We start from the raw sequence: 6,546 nt of genomic DNA, 5'->3' as shown, positions 1-6,546 counted from the left end.
GGTGGTGGGCAGTGGGCGGTGGGGTGCTCTCATCACGGGCACTGGCCGCGCGGGAGGCTCCTCGTCCCCGAGTGCCATGGGCTCTGGCACGAGGAAGTCCTGCCCGTCCAGGATGGGCAGCTCGTCCGTCATCGTGCGCATGGCGGGTGCGCCGGGCAGGCGGTGCAGCTCCACGACGCCGCGCTCCAGCAGGGCCTTGAGGACGACCTTCACCTCGATTTCGGGCAGCCGTGCCGCCCGGGCCAGGTCCGGCACGGCATGGTCCCCGTCGATGAACGAAGCAATGTGCGCCTCGAAGGGGTGAAGCGGCTGGAGCGCGATGTCCAACCCAGCGCGCAGGTGCGGCACGGTGTGGGCGTCCATGGGCACCGTGAAGCGCGCGGTGGCCAGGTCATGCGGCGTGGGGCGCTGGGGCGGGGGCCTTGGCAGCTCCATGGTGCGCGTGCGCTGCGGCGGGGACAGCAGCGCCCGGACGATGGTGGGCTCGGTGATGACGTACTCCCCGCTGGCCTGCTGCGGGTCCAGCAGCAACCCGCATTGCGTGCACTGGAAGTCGTTTCCACCCACTGTCGCCCGGCACTCGGGGCATTCTGGTTTCGCAGCCATTCCAGGGTCATCATAGCGCCCGGTTTCTGGCCGTGTTGGACGGGGCCGTGCCCACCCTGGCTACGCCCGCCTGTCAGCCCTTCTAATCAAAAAGCAAGGCATCCAGTGTGTGTCCGACTTACGTATGGGGGAGACGGGTGCCATTGCACAATCCGTTGCATCCTCCCTGGTGCGGCTACGCCCCGGAGGGCTATACCGCGCGCGGCGGGTGGCATTGGCATCGTGTTGCGTCCGGAGAACCATGGCTGGCAATTCCCAGGCACCCTTCCACATCCTTCTCGTCGAGGATGAGCCGGTCATCCGGGAGCTGGTTCGCTCCATGCTGAGCGACGGCACCGTGGAGGTGGTGTGCGCCGCCACGGGGCTGGAGGGCCTGAAGCTGGCCAAGAGCCAGACGTTCCACCTCATCCTGATGGATGTGGTGTTGCCGCAACTGGACGGTATCTCCGTGTGCCGCATCCTCAAGGGAGACCCCGTTACCGCGGGGGTGCCGCTCTACATGCTCACCGCGAAGGCGAAGCGCTCCGACATGGAGAGCGCCACCCAGGCGGGGGCGGACGGCTACATCCACAAGCCCTTCCGGGGGGCCGAGCTGATGGCGCTGGTGGAGCGGCTGCGCGAAGCGAGGCCGAAGCTGCCCTGAGTCAGGCGGGCTTCAGGGCAGGCGCGGGTGGAGGTAGCGCGCCAGGGCGATGAGGTCGTCCCAGTCCAGCTCGCCGAACTCCAGCGCCACTCCGTCCACTTCGCGGCGGCGAATCTGGCAGGTGGTGACAATTTCCCGGTCGCCGGGCAGTGGCACCGCGATGGTGAGCTCCCGTGCGGTGTCGGCCGGGTGGGCCATCAGGAACAGGCCCGCCATGGACACGTCCCGAGCGCGAACCATCACCGAGCGTCCCTTGAGGAGCACCTTCACGGGGAGGTTGGCGTCGACGCGCGGGTGAAAGCGCTCGGCAATCTGGGGGCCGCCATCGGTCGTCCGCACCGGGTTTCTCCTCTTCTCCACACGACAGGATGCAACAACTCTGAGGCACTCCGGAGCGGACGCAAGTTTCCAGCCAGGGCCGCCGTCCAGCCTTCCGGACGCTCCTCCCGGTCCGCGGAGCGCTTCCGGACCCGCCGTGGTGCCTCATCGCCTGGGATTGTCGGGGGTTATCCCTGGCACGGCGGCTGAAACAGGGCCGGGCAACTCTCCGCAGGAGGCTGCCCGTGTCCAATGACAGTCGGATTCCCACACTGACCATCACCCATACGGTTCCGCGTCAGACGCCGCAGAACGACTTCGGCACGGTGCTGGCGCGCGCGGCGAACGAGGTGGTGCGCTCGGGAGCGGGCCTGGTGGGCGGCATGATTCCGGGGGGGCCCATCGTCAGCGCGGCCGTCTCCAGCGCGAAAACGGTGGTGTCGGCGGTGGCGCCGAAGACGTCGGGGGCGGGGATGCCCGCGACGGCGGATACGGGGAGCGCAGCGGGCGCGGGGGCCGCGGCGGGCAACCAGGAGGCGTGGGACCTGCTGGAGGCGCAGAAGGTGCTCGCCGCGGAGGGCCAGAAGTTCAACATGGCCTACCTGCAGCTCCAGAACGAGATGCAGAAGGAGAGCCGCGAGCACACCGCCGTCTCCAACATCATGAAGGTCCGCCACGACTCCGCGAAGTCGGCCATCAACAACATCCGCTGAGGAGCGACACCAGCCATGGCCATGGACACGTTGGGGCCGGTGGGGGGAGCGGGCGCGTCGCCCGCGGTGGAGCCCAGCCGGGAGCGATTCAGCAAGGTGTTGGACGAGGTGCAGGGGCCTGCGAAGGGCACTGGGGTTCCGGTGGCCACGGAGGGGCCGCCGAAGCCCGCGCTCACTTCGGCGCCGCGGGGTGTCTCCCGGGCCGAAGGGGTGGGGCCCGCCGCGCCGGGCTGCGCGGACGTGAAGCCGGGCACTCGCGTGGACTCGGTGCAGGCGGCGAGATCGCAGCAGGCGGCGCAGGTGCTGGACCGGGTGGGGCAGGCGCAAAAGCGGCTGGACCACATCCTTCAGCTAGCGCAGTCCGGCCGCAGCTTCACGCCCGCGGAGTTGCTCGCGTTGCAGGCCCATGTCTACCGGGCGAGCCAGGAGCTCGACCTCGCCGGCAAGGTCGTCGAGAAGGCGACCGGCGGCGTCAAGCAGGTCCTCCAGACCCAGGTTTGAGGAGCACCCGATGCGTTTGCATTTCCGTCGCGCATTCTTCCTCGTGCTGCTCGTGAGCGTCACCGCCTGCCGCGAGCGCATCCAGCATGGTCTGGATGAGCGGCAGGCCAACGAGCTTCAATCCGTGCTCGTCGAGCGAGGGCTCGACGCGCGCAAGGTCCCCGAGGCGGGCAAGAAGCCCACATGGTCCATCGAGGTGGCGGATGAGCACGCCTCGGACGCGGTCCGAATCCTGTCGGAGCTGGGGCTGCCGAGGCCGAAGGAGGAGGTGGGCTGTGACGTCTTCGGCGGTGGCGGGCTGGTTCGCACGCCGGTGGAGGAGAGCGTCTGCCGAGTGAGGGTGATGGAGCGGAGCCTGGAGAAGACGCTCCAATCCGTGGAAGGGGTGCTGCTCGCGCGCGTCCACCTGGTGGTGCCCGCGCCGCCGAGAGTGGGGCAGGCCCCGGGTCCATCGAAGGCATCAGCCATGCTTCGCGTGGCGCCGGGCAATGCGGCCCGGGTGCGGCAATCCTCCGAGACGTTGAAGGTCCTCCTCGCGGGGGGGGTGGAGGGCCTGTCGCCGGAAGCCGTCTCGTTGTTGGTGGACGAGGTCTCCACCCGAGTGGAGGCTCCGACGGAGGTGGGCGTGTCTCCGCTGACCCGACTGCGTGCCCTCTTGGCGGTGTTGGGCCTGATGGTGACGGGGCTGTCGGTGGCGCTGGTGCTGGTGACGCTCCGGATGCGGCACTACCGCGACCGGACACCGACTCCGTCCGCGCCGCCCGGACCCGCGCGGCCCGTGTTGTCACCGGGACCGGCGCGCAAGGTGGCGTGAGGTGTCCATGGAGAGCGAACGCATGGATGCGACACGCGTAGGGCGCAAGCCTCGGCCAGTCCGGAGCTCCGCGTCCGTCCGGGCCACTGCACCGACCGAGGAGGTGCCCCGTCTCGTGGGCCCCTTGCCGATTCCATTCGAACGCCTCGCGCTCGTCGCGTGGGTGCTGGGGCGGGAGCGGGCGGGCACCCTGCTGGGCGAACTGGGCGAGGAATCGGCGGTGCGTGCGCGGGAGCACCTCCAGCGTCTGTCCGCGCTGCCCTCCGCGCAGCGACAGGCGAAGGTGGCGGTGGAGTTCGGGGAGCGAGCTGATGCCGCTGCTCGGCTGAGGCGCCTCATGAGTGACGCGCCTCCCATGCTTCGCCGGGAAATCTTCCGGCGTCTGCCTCCGTACCACCGGACCTTGTTTCCCGATGCGAGTCTGGCACCTCAGGCGACAGAGGTACCTCCCGCGCTGGGGGCACTGGCCGAGCGCCTGATTCGCGAGGCCACGCGCTGAGTCTGGAAGCGGCGCCGTCCCGGCCCGCGTACCCGGCGTCCCGTGCGCGGATGCCATGTCTTCCCAACCCCGCGACTCCACGAACTCGGCCCCTGGCGGGGGCTCTGCACGGGAGGCGTGCGTCTCGATGCAGCAGCGGAGCCACCGATGAATACCCGTATCGAACACGCCGCCAGCCGGAAGGTCCGCCCCTTGCGCCGCTTGGGGGCGCGCCGGCTGACCCGGGCGCACCTCGTGCTCGCGGAGCGGCCCCAGGCCGGGAGCCTCGGAAGGGAGGCGCTGGACGCGGTGATGGCGGCCCTGACTCGGGAACTCGGCTGTCCCGTGCATGCGGAGGCCCGCATCCTGGAGTCCGTCGTCTCTCCTTCGGTTGGACTGGGCGAGCCCGCGATTTTCGCGCTGCTGGAGCTGTCAGCGGTGGGAGGCACGGCGGTGCTGGAGCTGGAGCCCGCGCTCGCCTTCATGGGGCTGGAGCGCATCGCTGGCGCGGGGCAGCGGCCCGGCGTGGTGACGGAGTTGGCCCGGTTGGAAGAGGCGACGTTGGCCTATGTCCTGCTGGTCGCGCTCTCCGCGGTGAGGGCGGCGGGCGGGGCATACCCGTGGCTCGGTCCACGGCTCGCGGGCGTGACGATGTCCAGGTCGGACGTGGTGGCGCGCTTGGACCCTCGCGAACCCTTGGTTGGCATTGAGTTGATGGTGACCGTGGGCGAGTCGCGCGCGGGCGCGCGGTTGCTGCTGCCGTCACAGGTGGTCCAGACGGTGTTCCAAGCGCTTCCGGTGGAGCGTGCGCCGGGCATCGCGCCAGAGGTGCTGGCGGCCTCGCTGGAGGCCCGGTGCCTCGTAGGCCAGACGCCGCTGTCCGCGAACGCTCTGGACGCGCTCGTGGTGGGGGACGTCGTCGTCTTCGAAGGTGTGCGCACGCAGGCCGGCCAGCTCTTCGGGCCGGGGCGGCTGGTGACACGCGGATTCGCGCTCTCGGGAGACTTCCTCGCCGAGGGCTTTTCACTGACCCGCGCGCAGGGGCGCGGGATTCCCCAGGAGTCGGACATGGTGGTCGTGAACAAGCAGGAGGAGGGCATGCCTCCGCTGCCCGTGGATGTGGAAATCGAGCTGACGCGGGTGATGATTCCCCTCTCGGAGCTCGCGGCGCTCAAGCCGGGCGCGCTGCTTCCCCTGCACATCAATGCCAGTGAGCCGGTGGTGCTGCGAGTGGGAGACCGCGCGGTGGCCCGCGCCGAGTTGGTGGAAATCGAGGGCGAGGTTGGAGCCCGCGTCCTGGCGCTGCTGCCGTGAGTCCCGTCATGAATGCACAGCGTTTCGTTCATTCGCCGCGCTCGCGCTTGCTGTTGGCGGGGGCACTGGTGCTGGGGTTGGCGGTGATGGGCCCGGTGGCTGGGGTGTCCACCACGATGGCCGCGCGGTGGCTGCTGGGCGTCGTGGCGCTGGCCGTGCTGGGGTGGTGGTTGCACCGGCGCGGCGCTGTCGTCACGGGCGCATCCACGGCCCCACGGCTGAACGTCGTATCGCGAGCGGGGCTCTCGCAGCGGTGCGGTGTTGCGCTCGTGGAGGTGGATGGGCGCAGCTACCTGGTGGCCTTCGGTGACGCGTTCGCGGAGATTCGCGAGACGGCAGCGCCTGCGCCGGAGTTCGGGCATGTCCTGGCGCAGGCCCGGCGGCCCATGCCCAGGTCCCGCACGATTCGGGGCCGGCGGGAGGGGCCATGAGCCACGGCTTGCTGGGAGTGCTCCTGCTGGTTCCCGCCGTGGCCGCCGCGGCGGAGAACTCACTGGCGCGGATGTCGTACGCGGGCAGCCCTCTGTCGATGATGGGCATGCTCGCGGTGATGTCGCTGCTGCCGTTCGCGGTGCTGATGCTGACGAGCTTCTCGAAGATTGCCGTCGTATTGTCGCTGGCCCGCTCGGCCATGGGCACGCAGCAGGCGCCGCCTACCATCGTGCTCACGGGCCTGGCGGCGGTGCTCACCGGGCACATCATGGCTCCGGTGATGGAGCGCATGTACGACGCCGGGCAGGTGGCCTACGCGGAGGTGGCGTCGGGCTCCGGCGCGGAGATGCTCTCCGCCGCGAGCCGCGTGTCGGAGCCGCTGCGCGCCTTCCTGATCAAGCACGGGAGCGCTGAGGAGCGCGCGCGCTTCGTGGACCTGGCGCGCGAGCTACGTCCGGTGGAGGAGATGGACGCGGTGCGGGAGACGGACCTCTTCATCGTCATTCCTGCCTTCGTCATCACCGAGTTGAAGGAAGCCTTCCAGATTGGCTTCCTCGTCTTCCTCCCGTTCCTCGTGCTGGACATGGTGATTGCCAACGTGCTGCTCGCGCTGGGCATGCAGACGCTGTCACCCAGCCAGGTGAGTCTGCCCTTCAAGATTCTCCTCTTCGTCGCCGTGGATGGTTGGTCGCTGCTCGCGCGGGGCCTCATCCTCGGCTACCGGTGA

Annotated in this window: 9 protein-coding genes and 1 pseudogene; 8 read left to right on the top strand and 2 right to left on the bottom strand. The window is 69.8% G+C overall.

What is annotated here, in order from left to right; genetic code table 11:
- Nucleotides 1–606 (bottom strand): annotated as a pseudogene (locus FMQ63_RS04620) (tetratricopeptide repeat protein); the annotation flags it as partial.
- A gap of 241 nt (nt 607–847) precedes the next feature.
- Here FMQ63_RS04620 and FMQ63_RS04615 point away from each other — a divergent pair.
- Nucleotides 848–1,249, top strand: coding sequence for a response regulator (locus tag FMQ63_RS04615; protein ID WP_011555609.1), 402 nt, complete (start codon nt 848–850; stop codon nt 1,247–1,249).
- A gap of 12 nt (nt 1,250–1,261) precedes the next feature.
- Here the strand turns inward: FMQ63_RS04615 and FMQ63_RS04610 are convergent, their stop codons facing one another.
- Nucleotides 1,262–1,588, bottom strand: a complete 327-nt coding sequence (locus FMQ63_RS04610) for a PilZ domain-containing protein (protein ID WP_026113775.1) — start codon at nt 1,586–1,588, stop codon at nt 1,262–1,264.
- 224 nt (nt 1,589–1,812) lie between these two features.
- Between FMQ63_RS04610 and FMQ63_RS04605 the strand changes: the two genes are divergently transcribed.
- The 7 genes from FMQ63_RS04605 (at nt 1,813) to sctR (ending at nt 6,546) form a co-directional block, all read left to right on the top strand.
- On the top strand, nt 1,813–2,280 hold the full coding sequence (locus tag FMQ63_RS04605; RefSeq protein ID WP_011555607.1) for a hypothetical protein: 468 nt from the start codon (nt 1,813–1,815) through the stop codon (nt 2,278–2,280).
- A gap of 15 nt (nt 2,281–2,295) precedes the next feature.
- Entirely contained in the window at nt 2,296–2,781 is a 486-nt protein-coding gene (locus FMQ63_RS04600) for a hypothetical protein (protein ID WP_020478378.1), read from the top strand.
- A 10-nt stretch (nt 2,782–2,791) separates the two neighbouring features.
- A complete protein-coding gene (locus FMQ63_RS04595) occupies nt 2,792–3,595 on the top strand; it encodes a flagellar M-ring protein FliF (RefSeq protein ID WP_011555605.1) in 804 nt (267 codons plus the stop codon).
- A 124-nt stretch (nt 3,596–3,719) separates the two neighbouring features.
- Nucleotides 3,720–4,094 carry a hypothetical protein gene (locus FMQ63_RS04590; protein WP_228556362.1) on the top strand — a complete coding sequence of 125 codons (375 nt, stop codon included), beginning with the start codon at nt 3,720–3,722 and terminating at the stop codon, nt 4,092–4,094.
- A 42-nt stretch (nt 4,095–4,136) separates the two neighbouring features.
- Entirely contained in the window at nt 4,137–5,387 is a 1,251-nt protein-coding gene (gene sctQ, locus FMQ63_RS04585; protein WP_011555603.1) for a type III secretion system cytoplasmic ring protein SctQ, read from the top strand.
- An 8-nt stretch (nt 5,388–5,395) separates the two neighbouring features.
- Nucleotides 5,396–5,818, top strand: a complete 423-nt coding sequence (locus FMQ63_RS04580; RefSeq protein WP_216608840.1) for a flagellar biosynthetic protein FliO — start codon at nt 5,396–5,398, stop codon at nt 5,816–5,818.
- Nucleotides 5,815–6,546 (top strand): type III secretion system export apparatus subunit SctR, encoded by a 732-nt coding sequence (gene sctR, locus FMQ63_RS04575; protein WP_020478377.1) that lies wholly within the window; start codon nt 5,815–5,817, stop codon nt 6,544–6,546. Before FMQ63_RS04580 ends, sctR begins: the two co-directional genes overlap by 4 nt.

Source organism: Myxococcus sp. CA005 (genome assembly GCF_006518205.1).
In the GTDB taxonomy this organism is placed as follows: domain Bacteria; phylum Myxococcota; class Myxococcia; order Myxococcales; family Myxococcaceae; genus Myxococcus; species Myxococcus xanthus.
Note: the sequence above shows the minus strand (reverse complement) of the source record. Positions and strands in the feature narration are given on the sequence as shown.